Source organism: Acidovorax sp. SUPP1855 (genome assembly GCF_030158955.1).
Classification (GTDB): domain Bacteria; phylum Pseudomonadota; class Gammaproteobacteria; order Burkholderiales; family Burkholderiaceae_C; genus Paracidovorax.
This window is the reverse complement of record NZ_BQXI01000041.1, coordinates 15,095-35,069: the sequence shown is the minus strand read 5'-3', so window position 1 is coordinate 35,069 and position 19,975 is coordinate 15,095. Positions and strand designations below refer to the sequence as shown.

The following is a 19,975-nucleotide window of genomic DNA, read 5'->3' as shown; positions in this document are numbered from 1 at the left end:
CTTCGGGCGCTGCGTCGATCTGGTCGTATGCCTTGGCTTCGCCACCGAACTTGGAGGACAGCACCGTGGCGATGGCCGCCGTCAGAGTCGTCTTGCCATGGTCCACGTGACCGATGGTGCCCACGTTCACGTGGGGCTTGGTACGTTCGAACTTACCTTTTGCCATTTTGAATCTCCAAAGAGCAATGCCTGTGTCAGGGTTTAACGTCTGCACCCGATTGCTGAGTCGTCCCGCACAGGGCAACAGGACGGCACCGGGTCGCAGATTGCAAGGATCTTGCTGCTATTTTTTTCATAGCTGCCAGCGCTTACTCGATAAGCGCTGGCAGCCAATTCCATAAAACCAACCGAAAGGGACCGCCGAAGCCGCCCCTCCCCTTGCCAATTACTTGGCGCGTGCAGCCATGATGGCTTCCGACACGTTGCGAGGGGCTTCGCTGTAGTGCTTGAATTCCATCGAGTAGGTGGCGCGGCCTTGCGTTGCGGAGCGCAGCGAGGTCGAGTAGCCGAACATTTCCGACAGGGGCACTTCCGCCTTGATGGCCTTGCCGCCGCCGACCATGTCGTCCATGCCCTGCACCATGCCACGGCGGGACGACAAGTCGCCCATCACCGTACCGGCGTAGTCTTCCGGCGTTTCGACTTCCACGGCCATCATGGGCTCGAGAATCACGGGGTTGGCCTTGCGGCAACCTTCCTTGAAACCGAAGATGGCGGCCATCTTGAACGCGAGTTCGTTCGAGTCCACATCGTGGTACGAACCGAAGTGCAGCGTGACCTTGACGTCCACCACCGGGTAGCCGGCCAGCACGCCTTGCGTGACGGCTTCATTGATGCCCTTTTCCACCGCGGGGATGAATTCGCGAGGAACCACACCGCCCTTGATGGCGTCGACGAATTCGATGCCCTTGCCGGCTTCGTTCGGCTCGATCTTGAGCACGACGTGGCCGTACTGGCCCTTACCGCCAGACTGGCGGACGAACTTGCCTTCGGCCTCTTCCACCGTCTTGCGGATGGTTTCGCGGTAGGCCACTTGAGGCTTGCCCACGTTGGCTTCCACGCCGAATTCGCGCTTCATGCGGTCCACGATGATTTCCAGGTGGAGCTCGCCCATGCCGCCGATGATGGTCTGGCCGGATTCTTCGTCGGTGCTGACGCGGAACGAAGGATCTTCGGCAGCCAGACGGCCCAGCGCGATACCCATCTTTTCCTGGTCGGCCTTCGACTTCGGCTCCACGGCCTGACGGATCACAGGCTCAGGGAACACCATGCGCTCCAGCGTCACGATGGCCGAGGGATCGCACAGGGTTTCACCGGTCGTCACGTCTTTCAGGCCCACGCAGGCGGCGATGTCGCCAGCGCGGATTTCATCGACTTCTTCGCGGTTGTTGGCGTGCATCTGCACGATACGGCCAATGCGCTCCTTCTTGCCGCGCACGGGGTTGTACACCGTGTCGCCCTTGGACAGAACACCGGAATACACGCGCACGAACGTCAGCTGACCCACGAACGGGTCGGTCATCAGCTTGAACGCCAGGGCAGAGAACTTTTCCGAGTCGTCGGCCTTGCGGCTCGTCGGTTGCTCGTCGTCGTCGGTACCGCCCACGGGAGGAATGTCCACCGGCGAAGGCATCAGTTCGATCACGGCGTCCAGCATGCGCTGCACACCCTTGTTCTTGAAGGCCGTACCGCACAGCATGGGCTGAATTTCGCAGGCGATGGCACGCGTGCGCAGGCCGAGGGTGATTTCCTCTTCGGAAAGATCACCTTCTTCCAGGTACTTGTTCATCAGGTCTTCGGAGGCTTCAGCAGCCGCCTCGACCATCTTCTCGCGCCATTCCTTGGCCGTTTCCAGCAGGTCGGCGGGGATCTCTTCGAAGGTGAACTTCATGCCTTGCGAGGCTTCGTCCCAGATGATGGCCTTCATCTTGCGCAGGTCGACCACGCCCGTGAAGTTTTCTTCGGCACCGATCGGGATCACGATCGGCACGGGGTTGGCCTTCAGGCGCAGCTTCATCTGCTCGACGACCTTGAAGAAGTTGGCACCGGTACGGTCCATCTTGTTCACGAACGCGAGGCGAGGCACCTTGTACTTGTTCGCCTGGCGCCACACGGTTTCCGACTGTGGCTGCACGCCGCCCACCGCGCAGTACACCATGCAGGCGCCGTCCAGCACGCGCATGGAACGCTCCACTTCGATCGTGAAGTCCACGTGGCCAGGGGTGTCGATGATGTTGATGCGGTGCTCGGGGAACGAACGGTCCATGCCGCTCCAGAAGCAGGTGGTGGCAGCCGACGTGATCGTGATGCCGCGCTCTTGCTCCTGCTCCATCCAGTCCATGGTGGCTGCGCCGTCATGCACTTCACCGATCTTGTGATTCACACCGGTGTAGAAAAGAATCCGCTCGGTCGTCGTGGTCTTGCCAGCGTCGATGTGGGCCGAGATACCGATATTGCGGTAGCGCTCGATGGGGGTCTTGCGAGCCATGGTAAATCCTTGGTTGAACGTTGTGTTCGTTGTGATGGGCCACCCGCTTTTGCGACGCAGCACCACAATTTGCCGGCGACCTGAATCAAGATAAGGCCGCAGGCAGAAAATGCCAGCGGCCTTACGTTTGCACCGGAGAAAGCCTGGAGGCTTAGAAGCGGAAGTGGCTGAATGCCTTGTTGGCTTCGGCCATGCGGTGCACTTCGTCACGGCGCTTCATCGCGCCGCCACGGCCTTCCGTGGCTTCCAGCAGTTCGTTGGCCAGGCGTTGCGCCATCGACTTTTCGCCACGCTTGCGGGCGGCTTCCTTGATCCAGCGCATCGACAGTGCCAGACGGCGCACGGGGCGCACTTCCACAGGCACCTGGTAGTTGGCACCGCCCACGCGGCGGGACTTCACTTCGACCATGGGCTTCACGTTGTTGATGGCAACGGTGAACGCTTCCAGAGGGTCCTTGTCAGGGTGCTTCTTCTCGATCAGTTCCAGAGCGCCGTAAATGATGCGCTCTGCCACTGCCTTTTTGCCGCCTTCCATGATCACGTTCATGAATTTGGACAGCTCTACATTGCCGAACTTGGGATCCGGCAGGATTTCACGTTTGGGGACTTCGCGACGACGTGGCATTTTTTCACCTCATGTTTGCTTCAGTTGGCATCTTTTCAGACACCGCGAGAGCCATTCAGGACTCCCACTTACTCGACCCACGCAAGACAGTTGCGCTTGGGGTCACTACGCTGGATCACCGCGCCACGCGGGAAACAGCACCGGATATCTTTTGCAAAAAAACGCAGGGCTTACTTGGCCTTGGGCTTCTTGGCACCGTACTTGGAGCGCGCTTGCTTGCGGTCTTTCACGCCTTGCAAGTCGAGCGAGCCACGCACGATGTGGTAACGCACACCGGGCAAGTCCTTGACACGACCGCCACGAACCAGCACGACGCTGTGTTCCTGCAGGTTGTGGCCTTCGCCGCCGATGTAGGAAATGACTTCGAAGCCGTTGGTCAGGCGAACCTTGGCGACCTTCCGCAGAGCGGAGTTAGGCTTCTTTGGCGTCGTGGTGTACACACGGGTGCACACGCCGCGGCGCTGAGGAGAGTTTTCCATCGCGGGGCTCTTCGACTTGATCTTTTCGACCTCGCGACCCTGACGGACCAGTTGATTGATGGTTGGCATGAATACGTCCCTAAACGTGAAATGCTTCGTGAAAAACGAAAACGTGAATCCCTTCGGAAATTCCGAAAAGCCTTCTAATGTAGCAGGTTGGCGCTGATGGAGCAATCGCGGGGCGGCCAGCCGGCCGCCGCCGTGTCACTTGATCCACAGTCGGATCGCATCCCAGGCGCGGCCGAAGATGCCGGCCTGCTCCACCGTCTCCAGCGCCACCAGCGGCACTTCGGCGATGGGCTGCTCACCCAGCGACACCTTCAGGGTGCCGATCGACTGACCCTTGGTGAAGGGTGCCACCAGCGGGTCGGTGCGCACGATCTGGGTCGTGACCTTGCCGGCGCTGCCCGACGGCACGGTGACGACGATGGCGTCCGGACGGCCGATCTGGATGGTGTTCTGCTTGCCCTTCCAGACGGCCGGCGTGGCGGCGGGTTGGCCGGCGTCGAACAGCTTGACGGCGTCGAAGGCCGTGTAGCCCCAGTTCAAGAGCTTCTGGCTCTCGTTCGCCCGGGCGTTCTCGCTGGAGGCGCCCAGCACGATGGACAGCAGACGGCGCTGGCCGACGTTCGGAAAGTCGCGCTTGGACGTGGCCACCAGGCAGTAGCCGGCAGCGGCGGTGTGGCCGGTCTTGAGGCCGTCCACCGTGGGATCGCGGAACAGCAGCGAATTGCGGTTGGTGCCGTTGGAGGGCGGCGTGCCCGGGTACGCATAGTGCTTGGTCGCGTAGTAGTGCATGTACTCGGGGAATTCCTGCATCAGGCGGGTGGCCAGCACGCCCAGGTCGCGCGCGGTGGTCGTGTGGCCCGGCTCGGTCAGGCCTTCGGGGTTCTTGTAGGCCGTGTTCTTCATGCCCAGGGCCTTGGCCTGGTCGTTCATGAGCTTGACGAAGTTCTCGGCCGTGCCGCCCACGCCTTCGGCCAGGGCCATGGTGGCGTCGTTGCCCGACTGCACGATCATCCCCTTGATGAGGTCTTCCACCGGCACCTGCATCTTGGGATCGATGAACATGCGCGAGCCGGGCATCTTCCAGGCCAGCACGCTCACGGGCAGCTTCTGCTCCAGCGTGATCTTCTTGGCGCGCAACGCGTCGAAGACCAGGTAGCCCGTCATGAGCTTGGTGAGCGATGCCTGCTCGACCGGCGCGTCGATGTCCTTGGCGGCGAGCACCTGGCCGGCGGTCACGTCGAGCAGCAGGTAGTTGCGCGCAGCGATCTCGGGGGGCTGGGGGGCCTGGCCCTGCGCCCAGAGGGCGGCAGGCGCCAGCACGGCGACAAGAACGAAGGAACGCAGCGTGGAGAGGAAGGGCTTCATGGAAACAGGCATTCGGGGCAAGGAAACAAACCAAACGGTCAAAAACGGCGGCCGGGATGGCGCGCCGTGCGATGCCCGATAGGGATCGTCTGGAGGGCGGTCAGTTCCCCGCCAGCAGGTGGCGGGACACCAGGTTTTTCAGGAGCGGCAATTGTCCGTGAAAGAAATGCCCGCCGCCGGGCACGACTGTGACGGGGAGTATCTGCGGCCGCGCCCAGTCCATGACGGCCGACAGCGGCACGGTGTCGTCCTGCTCGCCGTGCACGACCAGCGTGCGCTCATGCGCCTCGGCCGGCACGGGCGCCACGGTGAAGCGGCTGGCGGCAGTGCCGACCAGGACCACCCGCTCGATGCTGCGCTCGCCCCACAGGCGCTCCAGCGCATGGCTGGTGACGAAGGCGCCGAACGAGAAGCCCGCCAGGGCCAGAGTCCCCTCGGGCGCCGCCTGGCGCACCACCTCCAAGAAGTCTTCCAGTTCGCCATGGCCCGCGTCGTGCGTGCCGGCGCTGGCGCCCACACCCCGGAAATTGAAGCGCACGGCGGTCCAGCCGCCGTGCACGAAGGCGCGCGCCAGGGTCTGCACCACCTTGTTGTCCATGGTGCCGCCGAACAGCGGGTGCGGGTGGGCGATCACCGCCACGCCGCGCGAGGGCGCGCCGTCCGGCGCCTGGGCCGCATCGCGTGCCGCTTCGATGGCACCGGCAGCGCCGGTGAGGGTCAGGCGTTCAGTCTGGGCATTCACGTGATTTGCTATCAAATAAATAGCTGTCAGGGCAATAAAATCTAGGGCAGACAGCCAAAAACACTAAAACCGATCAACGCGTGAATCAGCGCCCGAGTTCCGGCGGCGTGAGCAGGCGCTCGACGACCTGGCCGTTCTTCAGGTGCGATTCCACGATTTCGTCGATGTCGCTGCCATCCACGAAGGTGTACCAGGTGCCCTCGGGATAGACCACGGCGACGGGCCCACCGGCGCAGCGGTCCAGGCAACCGGCCTTGTTCACCCGCACCTTGCCGGGGCCGGACAGGCCGGCCGCCTTGACCTGGGACTTGCAGCGGTCGAACGCGGCCTGCGCACCGTGGTGGGCGCAGCTGTCCTCGCCGTTGGTGCGGTCGTTCAGGCAAAAGAAGATGTGGCGGGCGTAGTAGCCAGGCTGCGCGGCTGGCGGCGTGGGGGTGTCGGTCATCCGGGCATTTTAGGAGCCGATGCGAACAGGGGTATCCGCGTTGCCCTCGGCCGGGTCCCGGTCGCGCCGGGCCACGCGTTGCACCACATAGACCAGGGTGGCGTAGGGCCAGAGCCAGCCGAGCCATTGGCCCAGGCCGTAGAAGCGGATGAAGCGGCCCTGCTCCCAGGCCTGCAGGGTGTCGGCGAAATAGGCGCTGGTGGGCGCCTGGTTGAGGATGTTCAGATGCAGCATCAGCAGCAATAGCAGCACGGCGGCGCTGGCCCGGCGGGGCAGGCCGGCCAGCATCAGCGCGACGGCCATGCCGGCCCACACACCCACGCGGGCCGGGGTGCCGAGCCACTCCCAGGCATGCGCCGGGCCGTAGCTGAGCGCGGAGGACAGCGCGGTCACCGACACGCCCGCCACCACCGTGGCCAGCGAGAACGCCACGCGGCGGCCGATGTGGCGGATCACGCAGTAGCCCAGCAGGCAGGGCACGAGCAGGCCCAGCATCACGGCCAGCAGTTCGGCACTGGGCGACAGGGCTTCCAGCGGCGTTTCGCGCAGCGGCAGCCAGTCCAGGAACGGGGTGTCGGCCAGCAGGTCTTCCAGCGCGATCTCGAGCCGCTCCCACATCTGGCCCAGCCCGAAGGGCACGGCGGCGGGAAACAGCAGTGCCACCGGCCACAGCGCGAGCAAGGCCAGCGCCCCGCTGGCGTCGGCGACGAACCACCGCGCCCGCAGCCGGCTCCAGCGGGCCAGCGCGCCCAGCCGCTCCAGCAGCGCCGCCAGCAGCGCGCCGCCCAGCGTGCCGAGCGCGTTCAGCATCAGGTCCATGTTGGAGGGCACGCGCCGCGGCAGGTAGATCTGCAGGAACTCCATCAGCATCGAGAGCAGCGCGCCCGCCAGCGCGGCCACGGGCACCGCAGAGCGCGGCCAGCCGGTGCGAAGCAGGGCCAGCGCCAGCAGGAAGCCGAATGGCGCATAGCCGGCGATGTTGATGTTGACGTCGAACCACGTCCAGTACGGCGGGGGGATGCGGGCGGTGAGGAACACCCACGGCGAGATGCCCTGCTCGCGCCAGCCGTCGAAGGGGAACAGGCTGGCGAAGACCACGAGGGCCGCGTAGATCAGCGCCAGGGGCCAGGCGGATGTCTTGTGCACGGCGGGGGCGCGCGGCCGGCGCGTCAGAAGGGTTTGACGACGACCAGCACCACCGCGGCCACCAGCAGCAGCACCGGCACTTCGTTGAACCAGCGGAACCAGCGGTGGCTGCGCCGGCTCTGGCCGCTGGCCAGCTTGCGCAGCAGCACGCCGCAGGCATGGTGGTAGCCCACGGCGAGCACCACGACCAGGAGCTTGGCGTGCATCCAGCCGTTGCCCGGCCCGCGGCCGATGCCGTACCCCAGGTAGAGCCACAGCCCCAGCGCGATGGCCGGCACGGCCAGAAAGGTGGTGAAGCGCAGCAGCTTGCGCGCCATGAGCAGGAGCCGGTCGCGCTCGGCGGCCGAGCCTGGTGCCACCATGGCCAGGTTGACGAAGATCCGAGGCAGGTAGAACAGGCCGGCGAACCAGCTGGCCACGAAGACGATGTGAAAGGCTTTGACCCAGAGCATGGGGGCAGTGTACGTGCCGTGCCGGGCCGTCCGGCGGAGTCCGACGCGCAAAAACCACGGCTGCCGGCGTCACGTCGAAGGGCCGGGCGGAGACTGTCCCGCGGCAATGTGGCGCACAATTTCGGGATGCATCTGTCCAGCCCCACCCCCTTCCCCCAGAACCGCCCGCGCCGCCTGCGCCGCGATGCCTTCACCCGCAACCTCGTGCGCGAGCATGCCGTCACGCCGCACGATCTGATCTACCCCGTGTTCGTGCACGAAGGCCAGGGCCGCAGCGAGGCCATCGCGTCGATGCCGGGCGTGGAGCGCCTGAGCCTGGACCTCCTGCTGCCGGTGGCCGAGGATTGCGTGAAGCTGGGCATTCCGGTGCTGGCGCTGTTTCCGGCCATCGACCCCGCGCTCAAGGCGCCGGACGGCAAGGAGGCGCTCAACCCCGAGGGCCTGATTCCCCGCGTGGTGCGGGCGCTCAAGAAAGAATTCCCCGCGCTGGGCGTGATGACCGACGTGGCGCTGGACCCCTACACGAGCCACGGCCAGGACGGCGTGCTCGATACCACCGGCTACATCATCAACGACGAAACGGTGGAGATCCTCACCGGCCAGGCGCTCACGCATGCCGAGGCGGGCGTGGACATCGTGGCGCCCAGCGACATGATGGACGGGCGCATCGGTGCGATCCGCGAGGCGCTCGAAGTGCAGGGCCACATCCACACGCGCATCATGGCCTACAGCGCCAAGTACGCGAGCGCCTTCTACGGCCCGTTCCGCGATGCCGTGGGCACGCGCGGCGCCCTGGGCAAGGCCGACAAGAACGTGTACCAGATGGACCCGGGCAACATCGACGAGGCGCTGCGCGAGGTGGCCCTCGATATCGCCGAAGGCGCCGACATGGTGATGGTCAAGCCCGGCATGCCGTACCTGGACGTGGTGCGCCGCGTGAAGGACGAGTTCCGCGTGCCCACCTTCGCCTACCAGGTGAGCGGCGAGTACGCCATGCTCAAGGCCGCGGCCGCCAACGGCTGGCTCGACCACGACGCGGTGATGATGGAAAGCCTGCTGGCCTTCAAGCGCGCCGGCGCCGACGGCGTGCTGACGTATTTCGCCCGCGACGCGGCGCGGCTGCTGCAAAAGTAAGCGACCGCCCCCCCGGCCGCCTGCCCGCAGGGCCGGCGCCGGCGTCTTCCCCGCCCTGCCCCAGGCCCCCATGCGCATCTTTCACATCCACCAGGGCAACGCCACCGAGCTGGCCGCCCTGCCCTCCCAGCCCCCGGCCGCCGGCTTTTACTGGATCTCGTGCACCCGTGCGGCCTTCGGCGAACAACTGGGCCTGCTGCAGGCCGCGCTGCAAGCCACCACCGGCCTGCAACTGGTGGACCTGCACGTGTCCGACCTGCTGAACGCGCAGCTGCCATCGCACTACGACTACACCTCGCAGTACGACCTGCTGGTGTTCCGCCGCCTGGCGGCCGCAGGTCCGGGCGCGGCACCGGCCAGCGCAGCCGGCGCGGCCACCGCGGCAAGCCCGCAGGCCGCCCCCCCTGCCGCGCCGGGGCGCATGACGGGCCCGCCGGTGCTGCGCCGCATCGACACCAGCCCGGTGGGATTCGCCGTGTTCGACCAGGTGCTGCTGTCGGTGCACCCGGCCGACTGCGCGGTGCGCGATGCCTATGCGGCGCGGCTGCTGGCCACCGCGCGGGGGGAGGCCCGGGGCGATGCGCCGCGCGACCACCGGCCGCCGGGCTCCTCGCCCGTGGCGCGCCTGCCGACCTCGCCCGCCGATCTGATGATGCGCGTGGTCAACCTGATCGTGGACGGCTACCTGGATTTGCGCCGGGAACTGAGCCGGCAGCTCGACCACTGGCAGGCCGAGCTGCTCAAGCCCCGCGCGCGCTTCGCCAACTGGAGCGCACTGCTGGAGGCCCGGCTGGCGCTGCACCAGCTCGACGAAATCTGCGAGGACCAGAACACCGCCGTGCAGGACTGGATCGATGCGGTGGAGACCTGGCCCGAGCCCGAAACCCCGGCGCTGCAGCGCGAGCTGGACCTGCTCAAGGTGCGCAGCCGCGACGTGCTGGAGCACATCGAGCGCGTGGTGCACCACGTGCGCCGGCTGGAGCAGAGCACCGAGACGGCGGTGCAGATGCATTTCAGCGTGCAGAGCAACCGCACCAACGACATCATGCGCACGCTCACGGCGCTCACCGCCGTGTTCCTGCCGCTGAACCTTATCGCGGGCATCTTCGGCATGAACTTCGAGTTCATTCCGCTGGTGCACAAGCAGGACGGCTTCTGGTGGGCGATGGGATCGATGACGGTGATCGCGGTGGCGCTGATCGCGCTGTTCTGGCGCAAGCGCTACCTGGCCCGCACGGGCCACCACTGAGCGGGCACGGGGCGCCGCGCCCTGCGCGCCGATAGAATCGGCGCCCCTTCGCACATCGCTCCCGCCCACGCCCTTGCGGCCCGCCCGCAGCGGCGCCCTGTTTCCCCATGGCCCACATCCTCGTCGATCAGCTCGTCAAGACCTACCGCATCGCCGAGCGCGCGCCGGGCCTGGGCGGCGCGCTGCGCGGGCTGCTGCACCGGCGCACGCGCACGGTGGCGGCGCTGTCGGGGGTGTCCTTCACGCTGGAGCGCGGCGAGCTGCTGGGCTTCATCGGGCCGAACGGCGCAGGCAAATCGACCACCATCAAGATCCTGTCCGGCATCCTGCGGCCCGACGGCGGGCGCGTGGAGATCGACGGACGCCACCCCAGCGACGACCGGGAGCGCCACGTCGCCCGCATCGGCGTGGTGTTCGGCCAGCGCACCCAGCTGTGGTGGGACCTGCCGGTGGGCGAGGGGTTCGACCTTCTGCGCGACATCTACCGCGTGGACGAGCAGCGCTACCGCCGCGCGCGCGACGAGCTGGTCGCGCTGCTGTCGCTGGAGGGCGTGCTGGCCCAGCCCGTGCGCCAGCTCTCGCTGGGCCAGCGCATGCGCGCCGAGATCGCGGCGGCGCTGCTGCACGAGCCCGACATCCTTTTCCTCGACGAGCCGACCATCGGGCTGGATGCGCCGTCCAAGCTCGCGGTGCGGGACTTCGTGCGCCGCGCCAACCGCGAGCGCGGCACCACCGTGCTGCTCACCACCCACGACATGCACGACATCGAGGCGCTGGCCGAGCGCGTGATCGTGATCGGCCATGGCCGCGTGCTGGCCGACAGCCCGGTCGAGGCCCTGCGTGCCCAGGTGATGGCCGAGCGGCGCCTGGTGGTCGATTTCGGGCACGACGCGCCCGTGCTGGCGCCGCAGCCCGGCGTGTCGGTCCATGCGCGCGAAGGCCGCTCGCTGGTGCTGGGGTTCGATCCGGCCGTCACCACGGCGCCCGCGCTCATCGCGCAGCTGGTGGCCGCGCACGCCGTGCAGGACATCCGCCTGGAGGGCCTGGCGATCGAGGAGGTCATCGCCCGCTTCTACGCGCTGCACGGCGCGGCCGAGGCATGAGGCCGCCGCTGGCGCTGCGGCCCTACACCGCCGCGTTCGTCTCGCGCTTTCTGCAGATGCTGCAGTACCGCACGGCGGCGCTCGCCGGCTTCGGCACGCAGTGCTGGTGGGGCGGCATCAAGGTGATGGTGCTGGCCGCGTTCTACGGGGGCGCCGGCGCCTCGGGCGCGCCCATGCCGCTGCAGCAGGCCATCACCTACACCTGGCTGGCCCAGGGGCTGCTGGCGCTGCTGCCGTGGTCGGGCGACCCGGAGGTGGCGCAGGCCGTGCGCACGGGCGCGGTGGCGTACGACCGGCTGCGGCCGGTGGACGCCTATGGCCTGTGGTTCGCGCGCAGCGCCGGCTGGATCGCCGCGCGGGTGCTGCCGCGCGTGGCGCTGATGGTGACCTTCGCCGCCGGGGTGCTGCCGCTGCTGGGCTGGCGCGAATGGGCCTGGCAGCCGCCGGCCAGCGCGGCGGCAGGGCTGGCGTTCGTGCTCTCGGCCGGCCTGGCGGTGCTGCTGTCCACCGCGCTGGTGATGCTGCTGAACGTGGCGGCCACGGCAGCGCTCAACGAGCGCGGCATCAACGCGCTGGCCGTGCCGGCGGTGGTGGTGCTGTCGGGCAACCTGCTGCCGCTGCCCCTGCTGCCCGATGCGTGGCAGTGGGCGCTGATCGCGCAGCCGCTGGCGGGGCTGCTGGACATTCCGTCGCGCATCCATTCCGGGCACTGGGCCGGCTGGCAGGCCGTGGGGGGACTAGCCCTTCAGGGCTTCTGGATCGCCCTGCTGGTGGCGCTGGGCCGGCTGGCGATGCGTCGCACGCTGCGCCACCTCGAAATCCAGGGCGGCTGAGATGGGATCGTTCGCGCTCTTCGTCCGCCTGGCCGGCGCCTCGCTGCATGCGCAGGCGCGCTACCCCGCCTCCGCCATGCTGATGACCCTGGGGCAGTTCCTCGCCACGGGCATCGAGGTGGTCGCGGTGTGGGCGCTGTTCCACCGCTTCGGCAGCGTGCAGGGCTGGAGCCTGGGCGAGGTGGCACTGTTCTACGGCCTGGTGAACTGCATGTTCGCGGTGGCGGACGCGCTGGGGCGCGGCTTCGACGTGCTGGGCACCGAGTTCCTGCGCACGGGCGCGTTCGACCGGCTGCTGCTGCGCCCGCGGCCGCTCGCGCTGCAGCTCATGGGCCACGACCTGCGCCTGAGCCGGCTGGGGCGGCTGCTGCAGGGGCTGATGGTGGTGGCGTTCGCCACCGCGCAGGCGCCGATCGACTGGACGCCGGCCACCCTCGCGCTGGCGGCATGGGCGGTGGCCGGGGGCGTGGCCCTGTTCCTGGGCATCCTGGTGCTGCAGGGCACCCTGGCGTTCTGGACCGTGGAGAGCCTGGAGATCGCCAACGTGCTCACCTACGGCGGCGTGCAGGCGGCGCAGTACCCGCTGACGCTCTATGCGCAGTGGTTCCGCCGGCTGCTGACCTTCGCCGTGCCGCTGGCCTGCGTGGCGTATTACCCGGGCCTGGCGATCCTGTCGCACCCCGACCCGCTGGGCGCGCCCGCCTGGGTGGGTTGGGTGTCACCCGCCGCCGGCTTCGCATTCCTGGCCGCCGCCTTCGGGGCCTGGCGCCTGGGCCTGCGGCACTACGCCTCCACCGGCAGCTGAATCCCTTCGAACCCGACCTGGCAAATAGAGACTTGACATTGTTTGTCTAGTCAATTATTGTTCAGGCCATGATCGACGCCCAAAAAACCGATGCCAGCCGCCTGCCGCCCGCCCCAATCACCGTGGCGGGCATTCCGTTTCTGGTGGAAGAAAGCATCGGCTACCAGATGCGCCGCATCGTGTGCATCGTTGCCAGCGAGATCGAGCGCCGCATGGAGCCCCTGGGCCTGACCGATGCGCAATGGAAGCCGCTGCTGCGCCTGTACCTGAACCACGAGAACACGGTCGCGGGCCTGGCGCGCCTGTGCCAGCTCGACGCCGGCGGCATGACCCGCCTGCTCGACCGGCTGGAGGCCAAGGGCCTGTGCTCCCGCACGCGCTCGGTGGAAGACCGCCGGGTCGTGCACATCGAACTCACGCCCGAAGGGCATGCGGCGGCCGCGCAGATCCCCGCGATCCTGACGGAGCTGCAGCAGGTGTGCGCCCAGGGTTTCCAGCCGGCCGAGTACCACCAGTTGCAGGATTTCCTCAAGCGCATCCACGGCAACCTGCAGACGCTGGGGGCGGCGGCCGACACCGCTGCGCCCCGCCCATCCTGAGAGTCAGTCCACCATGAACGCCACTTTTCCCTCCACGCCCGCCGCAGCCGATGCGGCCTCGGCCCGCGACACCGCAGCGCCCGACACCCCCAGCCCGCTGCGCGGCGCGCTGCAGTATTTCGCCACGCTGGCCATCGCGCTGGCGGCCCTGCCGGGCCTCACGGCCTGCGCCGACATGTCCGGCATCGCGCCGCACGCGCAGATGCGCGACGCCGCCTCGCTCGGCCTCGCGGCGCCGGCCGCCGGTGACGGCGCCGGTGCCGCGGCGCAGAAGTCCTTCGCCGAAGCCACGCTGCCCACGGACTGGTGGCTGGGCTTCGGCGACGGCCAGCTCGATGCGCTCATCGACCGCGCCCTGGCCACCAACCCCAACCTGAAGCTCACCGAGGCGCGCATCGCCCGCGCCCAGGCCTTCATCGAGACCGCCCGCGCGGCCGACGGCCCGCAGCTCAACGGCAGCCTGGACGTGAACCGGCAGCTCTACAGCGCCAACGGCCCCTACCCGCCGCCGCTGGCTGGCAGCGTGCTCAACAGCGGCACGGCGCGCCTGTCGGGCAGCTGGGAGATCGACTTCTTCGGCAAGAACCGCGCCGCGCTCGAATCCGCCCTGGGCAGCGCCAATGCCGCACAGGCCGACGCCCAGGCCGCGCGCCTGCTGCTGGCCAGCAACGTGGCGCGCAGCTATTTCCAGCTGGCGCGCCTGACGGCCCAATTGGGTGTGGCCGAACGCACGCTGGCCCAGCGCAACGAAACGCTGCGCCTGGTGCGCGACCGCGTGGATGCGGGCCTGGACACCCAGCTGGAGCGGCGCCAGAGCGAAGGCGGCCTGCCCGAGGCGCGCCAGCAGATCGAGGCGATCCAGGAGCAGATCGCCCTCACCCGCAATGCCCTGGGCGCGCTGGTGGGTCAGCCAAATGCAGCGAACGCCCTAGATTTTCCTGCCCTGGATGCTATTCATTCGATAGCAATCCCCAGCACGCTGCCGGCCGACCTGCTGGGCCGGCGGCCCGACGTGGCCGCCGCGCGCTGGCGCGTGGAAGCCGCCACCCAGGACGTGGCCGTGGCCAAGGCGCAGTTCTATCCGAACGTGAACCTGACGGCCTTCCTGGGCCTGTCGTCGATCGGGCTGGACCGCTTCGCCGAGGCCGGCAGCAAGGAGTGGGGCATCGGCCCGGCGATCCGCCTGCCGATCTTCGACTCGGGCCGCCTGCGCGCCAACCTGCGCGGCAAGGCCGCCGACGTGGATGCGGCGGTCGAGAGCTACAACGCCGCGCTGCTGGATGCCGTGCATGACGCGGCCGACCAGCTCGCCTCGGCCCGCTCCATCGACCGCCAGCAGGCCGAGCAGCGCCATGCGCAAGAGGCCGCCGAGGCCGCCTACGACATCGCCCGCCAGCGCTACCAGGCGGGCCTGGGCAACTACCTGAACGTGCTCACCGCCGAGACGGCCGTGCTGCTGCAGCGCCGCCAGGCCGTGGACCTGGAGGCCCGCCGCCTGGACACCCAGGTCGCGCTGATCCGCGCCCTGGGCGGTGGCTACGCCGCCACCACGCCCGGCGCCGCGGGTGCCGTGGCCACGGTAGCCCCTGCCGCCGCCGCCGCGCACTGAGCCGCCCGCCACCCCTTTTTACCGAACCGAACACCTTCCCGACCGCGAGGAGCCCTTTCCATGAACGCACCGCAAACCCCCGCCACCGCGCCCGCAGACCCCGGCTCCGCCAAGGCCCGCCGCCGCAAGGCCCTGATCTCGCTCGCCGCCCTCGTGGTGGTGGCGGGCGGCGCCTGGGGCGTCTACGACTGGCTGGTGGCCAGCCACTACGAAGACACCGACAACGCCTACGTGCAGGGCAACGTCATCCAGATCACGCCGCAGACGGGCGGCACCGTGATGTCCATCCTGGCCGACGACACCGACTTCGTGAAGGCCGGCGCCGCGCTGGTCAAGCTCGACCCCGCGGATGCCAGCGTGGCGCTGGAGCAGGCCGAGGCGGGCTTGGCCCAGGCGGTGCGACAGGCGCGCACGCTCTATGCCAACAACGGCTCGCTCAACGCGCAGATCAGCCTGCGCCAGGCGGACGTGGCCAAGGCCCGCTCCGACATCGCCCGCGCCACCGACGACCTGCGCCGCCGCCAGGCCCTGTCGGGCAACGGCGCCGTGTCCAAGGAAGAGTTGAACCACGCCCAGAGCCAGCTCGACGCGGCCCGCACGGCGCTGGCCGCGGCCGAAGCCGGCGTGGTGTCGGCGCGCGAGCAGCTCGCCAGCAACCAGTCGCTCACCCAGGGCATCTCGGTGGACCAGAACCCCAACGTGCTGGCCGCCGCCGGCAAGGTGCGCGAGGCCTACCTGGCCGCCCGCCGCACCGACCTGCCCGCCCCCGTGGACGGCTACGTGGCGCGCCGCACCGTGCAGCTGGGCCAGCGCGTGGCCGCCGGCACGCCGCTCATGACCGTGGTGCCGCTCAACCAGGTGTGGGTGGATGCGAATTTCAAGGAAAACCAGCTGCGCAACCTGCGCCTGGGCCAGCCCGCCAAGCTCACGGCCGACCTGTACGGCAAGAAGGTGGAGTACACCGGCACCATCGCCGGCATGGGCGTGGGCACGGGCTCGGCCTTCGCGCTGCTGCCCGCGCAGAACGCCACTGGCAACTGGATCAAGGTGGTGCAGCGCGTGCCGGTGCGCATCGCGATCGACGCCGAGCAATTGCGCACCCACCCGCTGCGCGTGGGGCTGTCCATGGACGTGAAGGTGGACACACAGGACCGCAGCGGCCACCTGCTGGCCGACGCGCCGCGCACCCAGGCCGTGGCGCAGACCGCGGTGTACGACGACCTGGACAAGGGCGCCGGCGCCGACGTGGCCCGCATCATCGCGGCCAACGCCGGCCCGGGCTACAAGCCCACGCTGGCCGCCGCGCCGGCCAAGGGCGCGTCGCAGGTCGCCATGGCGCCGGCCACGACCGCGTCGCATTGACCCTGCGGACCGCCCCGGCGGCGCCTCGCCCCCCAAGACAGACCCGCTGCGCACCGCCGCAGCGGGCCAGCCGTAGAACCACTCCCACAACACGCTGACCCATGTCTTCCCCCAACACCCCTGCGCCCCAGGCGCCGCCGCCCCTCGAAGGCAGCGCGCGCATGTGGGGCACGCTGGCCCTCTCGGCCGCGACGTTCATGAACGTGCTGGACACGTCCATCGCCAACGTGTCCCTGCCCGCCATCGCGGGCGACCTGGGCGTGAGCCCCACGCAAGGCACCTGGGTCATCACCAGCTTCGCGGTGGCCAATGCCATCGCGGTGCCGTTGACGGGCTGGCTGTCGCAGCGCTTCGGGCAGGTGCGCCTGTTCGTGGCCAGCGTGACGCTGTTCGTCCTCGCCTCGCTGCTGTGCGGCATCGCACCCAACATGGCCACGCTGATCGCCTTCCGCGCGCTGCAGGGCTTCGTGGCCGGGCCGATGATTCCGCTGTCGCAGTCGCTGCTGCTGTCCAGCTACCCAAAGGCGCTGGCCGGGCTGGCGATGGCGATGTGGTCGATGACCACGCTCGTCGCGCCGGTGATGGGGCCGCTCCTGGGCGGCTGGATCACCGACAACATGAGCTGGCCGTGGATCTTCTATATCAACGTGCCGGTGGGCATCATGGCCGTGCTGGTCACCTGGAGCATCTTTCACAAGCGCGAATCCGAGCGGCGGGCGCTGCCCATCGACTCCATCGGCCTGGCGCTGCTGGTGATCTGGGTCGCGGCCATGCAGGTGATGCTGGACATCGGCAAGGAGCACGACTGGTTCGCCTCGCCCTGGGTGGTGGCGTGCGGCGTGGTGGCGGTGGTGGGCTTCGCCGCCTTCATGATCTGGGAGCGCGGCGAGCCGCACCCGGTGGTGGACCTCACGCTGTTCCGCATCCGCAACTTCTGGGCCGGCGCGCTGGCCACGTCGGTGGGCTACGGCCTGTTCTTCGGCAACGTGGTGCTGCTGCCGCTGTGGCTGCAGCAGTACATGGGCTACACCGCCACGCAGGCCGGCGAGGTGCTGGCGCCGGTGGGGCTGCTGGCGCTGGTGCTGTCGCCCGTGGTGGGCAAGAACATCGCCAAGGTGGACCCGCGGCGCTTCGCCACCTTCGCGTTCCTGGTGTTCGCGCTGGTGCTGTGGATGCGCTCGCGGTTCAACACCCAGGCCGACCTGACCACGATCATGGTGCCCACGATCATCCAGGGCATCGCCATGGCGTTCTTCTTCATCCCGCTGGTGACGATCACGCTGTCGGAGATCGCACCCGCGCGCATTCCGTCGGCCTCGGGGCTGTCGAACTTCATGCGCATCACGGCCGGGGCCATCGGCACCTCGGTCTCGACCACGCTGTGGGAGCGGCGCGCCACGCTGCACCATGCCCAGCTCACCGAAGGGCTGCAGCAGGGCGGCGTGGCCGTCACGCAGACGCTGCAGGGGCTGCAGGCGGGCGGCCTCACGCCCGAGCAGGCGCTGGCGCAGGTGGAGCGCATGGTGAACCAGCAGGCCTTCATGCTGGCTGCCAACGACATCTTCTATGCGTCGGCCGTGCTGTTCCTGCTGCTGATTCCGCTGGTCTGGCTGGCCCACCCGGTGCGACCCAGCGCCGGCAGCGCGGACGCCGCGGCCGGCGCGCACTGAGGCCGGGGGCCGGGGCGACTGTTGCGCCACGGCCTCACTCCGGGGCATTCGCGCGGGCAAAAAGCCGCCTGCGCAGGCGATGTCATCACGGGTTCATCCGGGATTTCTACAAACGCGGGGCTGCCACCGGCATGCGCCGGCCGGCGGCCCCTGCGTCAAAAAATCCAGATAACCCATGACCCGCCCCTCTGCTCCCGCCCCCAAAACCTTCCGCCGTGCGCGGATGCCCCTGGCCATCGCCCTGGCCCTTCCCTCCCTCCTGCTGGCGGGCTGCGGCGGCTCCGGCGACGGCACGCCCGCCGCCGAACAGGGCCGCTGGACCACCGGCGACCTGCACACCCACACGGTGCAATCGGACGATTCGCGCACGACGCAGACGCTCGACTTCCTGCTCGGCAAGGCCTTCACCACGTACCGCCTGGACTGGATGGCGGTGACCAACCACCTGCGCTCGTCCAAGTACGACAACGCGGCCAACCTGCTGCCCGCGCCCAAGGCCTTCGCCTATGGCATGGAGGCCTATGAGATCCCGCGCATCCAGGCGCTGCAGGCCTCCGGCAACTACGCCGGCAAGCTGATCTTCTCGGGGTTCGAGTGGGACATGCCCACGCACGACCACATCGGCGTGGGCCTCTTCGAGGGGGCCAGCGGCAGCCTGAAGCCCTCCGCCAGCGGGGCCAAGGAGTTCCAGTACCTGTTCACCACGGGCGCCGAATCGCTCTTCGACGCGGCGGACGTGGCCCGCTGGAAGGCCCAGCACCCGCAGCGCTTCAACCAGACGGCCGACGACGCGCTCAAGGCCATCGCCTGGCTGAAGGCGAAGTACCCCGACACCAGCTACGCCCTGATCAACCACCCCTCGCGCAACCCCGGCAAGTATTCGATCGCCGATCTGCGCCAGATGAACGACCTGGCGCCCAGGATCGTGTTCGCCATCGAGGGCATGGTGGGCAACCAGCTCGAACCCGACCGCGGCGGCTACACCTCGGCCTACATCGACGCCAACCAAGCCAACCGCACCTACGGCGGCACCGACGCCATCGTGGCGAAACTGGGCGGGGTGTGGGACGCGCTGCTGGGCGAGGGCCGCCGCATCTGGAACATCGCCGACTCCGACTCGCACTTCGAGATCGACTCGAACAACAACAGCAGCGGCTACTACCCGGGCGAATACGCCAAGAACCACGTCTGGCAGGCCGGCAAGGCGGAGGGGGGCATCGGCGGCCTGGTCGACAGCCTGCGCGCGGGCCGCAGCTTCGGCGTCTTCGGCGACCTCATCAACGCGCTGGACTTCAACGTGTACGCCCTGAGCGGCAAGGGCACCATGGGCCAGGAGATCAAGGCCTCGGCCGGCGAGAGCGTGACGGTGCGCATCCGCTTCAAGAGCCCGCCGGTCAACAACTACCAGCGCCCGGTGGCCAGCGGCAACCTGGGCAACATGACGCCCAAGGTGGACCACATCGATCTCATCGCGGGCGACGTGGGCGAGCGCGCGCAGCCCGGCTCGGCCGCCTACCAGCAGGCCACCAACCCGACCACCCGCGTGCTGCGCCGGTTCACGGCCGCCGACTGGACACAGGACGGCGAGGGCTACTACACCATGGAGATTCCGCTCACCATCGCCAAGAACCAGTATTTGCGCCTGCGCGGCACGAACCTGGGCGAGAACGTGGCCGGCCTCACGGCGAACGGCGAGCCGCTGGCGGACCAGGCGGTGACCACCTCCGACCCGGCCCAGCGCCACGACCAGATCAACGACCGCAACTACGGCAACCTCTGGTTCTATTCCAACCCGATCTTCGTGTCGGTGCGCTGAAGGCCGGGCGCGGCGGGGCGCCTGGCGCCTGTGGATGGCCGGGG

General features: G+C 68.6%; 19 protein-coding genes. 10 read left to right on the top strand and 9 right to left on the bottom strand.

All coding sequences use genetic code 11. The annotated features are described in order from the left end of the window. The 9 genes from AVMA1855_RS23810 to AVMA1855_RS23770 form a co-directional block, all read right to left on the bottom strand. A partial coding sequence (locus AVMA1855_RS23810) for a GTP-binding protein (RefSeq protein ID WP_284427584.1) occupies nucleotides 1–166 on the bottom strand: 166 nt, incomplete at its 3' end. 219 nt (nucleotides 167–385) lie between these two features. Continuing rightward, on the bottom strand, nucleotides 386–2,488 hold the full coding sequence (gene fusA / locus AVMA1855_RS23805; RefSeq protein ID WP_272565827.1) for an elongation factor G: 2,103 nt from the start codon (nucleotides 2,486–2,488) through the stop codon (nucleotides 386–388). Nucleotides 2,489–2,639: 151 nt separating this feature from the next. Then, entirely contained in the window at nucleotides 2,640–3,113 is a 474-nt protein-coding gene (gene rpsG, locus AVMA1855_RS23800) for a 30S ribosomal protein S7 (protein ID WP_056668881.1), read from the bottom strand. A 170-nt stretch (nucleotides 3,114–3,283) separates the two neighbouring features. Further along, on the bottom strand, nucleotides 3,284–3,661 hold the full coding sequence (gene rpsL, locus AVMA1855_RS23795; RefSeq protein WP_010104110.1) for a 30S ribosomal protein S12: 378 nt from the start codon (nucleotides 3,659–3,661) through the stop codon (nucleotides 3,284–3,286). 135 nt (nucleotides 3,662–3,796) lie between these two features. Next, nucleotides 3,797–4,966, bottom strand: coding sequence for a D-alanyl-D-alanine carboxypeptidase family protein (locus AVMA1855_RS23790; protein ID WP_284394566.1), 1,170 nt, complete (start codon nucleotides 4,964–4,966; stop codon nucleotides 3,797–3,799). Between the two features lie 100 nt (nucleotides 4,967–5,066). Continuing rightward, a complete protein-coding gene (locus AVMA1855_RS23785) occupies nucleotides 5,067–5,708 on the bottom strand; it encodes an alpha/beta hydrolase (protein WP_284427583.1) in 642 nt (213 codons plus the stop codon). 85 nt (nucleotides 5,709–5,793) lie between these two features. Further along, nucleotides 5,794–6,153, bottom strand: a complete 360-nt coding sequence (locus AVMA1855_RS23780) for a (2Fe-2S) ferredoxin domain-containing protein (protein WP_284406699.1) — start codon at nucleotides 6,151–6,153, stop codon at nucleotides 5,794–5,796. 9 nt (nucleotides 6,154–6,162) lie between these two features. Continuing rightward, on the bottom strand, nucleotides 6,163–7,299 hold the full coding sequence (locus AVMA1855_RS23775) for a VanZ family protein (protein WP_284427582.1): 1,137 nt from the start codon (nucleotides 7,297–7,299) through the stop codon (nucleotides 6,163–6,165). A gap of 23 nt (nucleotides 7,300–7,322) precedes the next feature. After that, entirely contained in the window at nucleotides 7,323–7,751 is a 429-nt protein-coding gene (locus tag AVMA1855_RS23770; protein WP_272565831.1) for a CopD family protein, read from the bottom strand. A 126-nt stretch (nucleotides 7,752–7,877) separates the two neighbouring features. On the opposite strand from AVMA1855_RS23770, the gene hemB reads away from it, so the two are divergent. From hemB to AVMA1855_RS23720, 10 genes are all read left to right on the top strand, one after another. After that, complete coding sequence (gene hemB, locus AVMA1855_RS23765; protein ID WP_284427581.1) at nucleotides 7,878–8,885, top strand: porphobilinogen synthase; 1,008 nt, start codon at nucleotides 7,878–7,880, stop codon at nucleotides 8,883–8,885. 70 nt (nucleotides 8,886–8,955) lie between these two features. After that, on the top strand, nucleotides 8,956–10,134 hold the full coding sequence (locus tag AVMA1855_RS23760; RefSeq protein WP_284394577.1) for a magnesium transporter CorA family protein: 1,179 nt from the start codon (nucleotides 8,956–8,958) through the stop codon (nucleotides 10,132–10,134). Between the two features lie 107 nt (nucleotides 10,135–10,241). Further along, a complete protein-coding gene (locus AVMA1855_RS23755; RefSeq protein WP_284427580.1) occupies nucleotides 10,242–11,237 on the top strand; it encodes an ABC transporter ATP-binding protein in 996 nt (331 codons plus the stop codon). Then, nucleotides 11,234–12,070, top strand: coding sequence for an ABC transporter permease (locus AVMA1855_RS23750; protein WP_284427579.1), 837 nt, complete (start codon nucleotides 11,234–11,236; stop codon nucleotides 12,068–12,070). The genes AVMA1855_RS23755 and AVMA1855_RS23750 overlap by 4 nt, the downstream gene beginning before the upstream one ends. A 1-nt stretch (nucleotide 12,071) precedes the next feature. Continuing rightward, nucleotides 12,072–12,875, top strand: coding sequence for an ABC transporter permease (locus AVMA1855_RS23745; RefSeq protein WP_284427578.1), 804 nt, complete (start codon nucleotides 12,072–12,074; stop codon nucleotides 12,873–12,875). A 68-nt stretch (nucleotides 12,876–12,943) separates the two neighbouring features. Next, nucleotides 12,944–13,474 (top strand): MarR family winged helix-turn-helix transcriptional regulator, encoded by a 531-nt coding sequence (locus AVMA1855_RS23740; protein ID WP_284427577.1) that lies wholly within the window; start codon nucleotides 12,944–12,946, stop codon nucleotides 13,472–13,474. Nucleotides 13,475–13,487: 13 nt separating this feature from the next. Continuing rightward, the gene (locus tag AVMA1855_RS23735) at nucleotides 13,488–15,083 is read left to right on the top strand and encodes an efflux transporter outer membrane subunit (RefSeq protein WP_284427576.1); all 1,596 of its coding nucleotides are present in this window, start codon (nucleotides 13,488–13,490) and stop codon (nucleotides 15,081–15,083) included. Nucleotides 15,084–15,143: 60 nt separating this feature from the next. Continuing rightward, nucleotides 15,144–16,445, top strand: coding sequence for an HlyD family secretion protein (locus tag AVMA1855_RS23730; protein WP_284427575.1), 1,302 nt, complete (start codon nucleotides 15,144–15,146; stop codon nucleotides 16,443–16,445). 101 nt (nucleotides 16,446–16,546) lie between these two features. Continuing rightward, nucleotides 16,547–18,115 (top strand): DHA2 family efflux MFS transporter permease subunit, encoded by a 1,569-nt coding sequence (locus tag AVMA1855_RS23725; RefSeq protein ID WP_284406705.1) that lies wholly within the window; start codon nucleotides 16,547–16,549, stop codon nucleotides 18,113–18,115. A gap of 175 nt (nucleotides 18,116–18,290) precedes the next feature. Continuing rightward, entirely contained in the window at nucleotides 18,291–19,931 is a 1,641-nt protein-coding gene (locus tag AVMA1855_RS23720; RefSeq protein WP_284427574.1) for an S-layer protein, read from the top strand. Nucleotides 19,932–19,975 lie beyond the last annotated feature (44 nt).

Bases quoted from the DNA above. Each gene is read 5' to 3' on its own strand.
- fusA (WP_272565827.1), bottom strand. From the start codon at position 2,488: ATGGCTCGCAAGACCCCCATCGAGCGCTACCGCAATATCGGTATCTCG.
- rpsG (WP_056668881.1), bottom strand. From the start codon at position 3,113: ATGCCACGTCGTCGCGAAGTCCCCAAACGTGAAATCCTGCCGGATCCC.
- rpsL (WP_010104110.1), bottom strand. From the start codon at position 3,661: ATGCCAACCATCAATCAACTGGTCCGTCAGGGTCGCGAGGTCGAAAAG.
- AVMA1855_RS23790 (WP_284394566.1), bottom strand. From the start codon at position 4,966: ATGAAGCCCTTCCTCTCCACGCTGCGTTCCTTCGTTCTTGTCGCCGTG.
- AVMA1855_RS23780 (WP_284406699.1), bottom strand. From the start codon at position 6,153: ATGACCGACACCCCCACGCCGCCAGCCGCGCAGCCTGGCTACTACGCC.
- AVMA1855_RS23770 (WP_272565831.1), bottom strand. From the start codon at position 7,751: ATGCTCTGGGTCAAAGCCTTTCACATCGTCTTCGTGGCCAGCTGGTTC.
- hemB (WP_284427581.1), top strand. From the start codon at position 7,878: ATGCATCTGTCCAGCCCCACCCCCTTCCCCCAGAACCGCCCGCGCCGC.
- AVMA1855_RS23760 (WP_284394577.1), top strand. From the start codon at position 8,956: ATGCGCATCTTTCACATCCACCAGGGCAACGCCACCGAGCTGGCCGCC.
- AVMA1855_RS23755 (WP_284427580.1), top strand. From the start codon at position 10,242: ATGGCCCACATCCTCGTCGATCAGCTCGTCAAGACCTACCGCATCGCC.
- AVMA1855_RS23750 (WP_284427579.1), top strand. From the start codon at position 11,234: ATGAGGCCGCCGCTGGCGCTGCGGCCCTACACCGCCGCGTTCGTCTCG.
- AVMA1855_RS23745 (WP_284427578.1), top strand. From the start codon at position 12,072: ATGGGATCGTTCGCGCTCTTCGTCCGCCTGGCCGGCGCCTCGCTGCAT.
- AVMA1855_RS23740 (WP_284427577.1), top strand. From the start codon at position 12,944: ATGATCGACGCCCAAAAAACCGATGCCAGCCGCCTGCCGCCCGCCCCA.
- AVMA1855_RS23735 (WP_284427576.1), top strand. From the start codon at position 13,488: ATGAACGCCACTTTTCCCTCCACGCCCGCCGCAGCCGATGCGGCCTCG.
- AVMA1855_RS23730 (WP_284427575.1), top strand. From the start codon at position 15,144: ATGAACGCACCGCAAACCCCCGCCACCGCGCCCGCAGACCCCGGCTCC.
- AVMA1855_RS23725 (WP_284406705.1), top strand. From the start codon at position 16,547: ATGTCTTCCCCCAACACCCCTGCGCCCCAGGCGCCGCCGCCCCTCGAA.
- AVMA1855_RS23720 (WP_284427574.1), top strand. From the start codon at position 18,291: ATGACCCGCCCCTCTGCTCCCGCCCCCAAAACCTTCCGCCGTGCGCGG.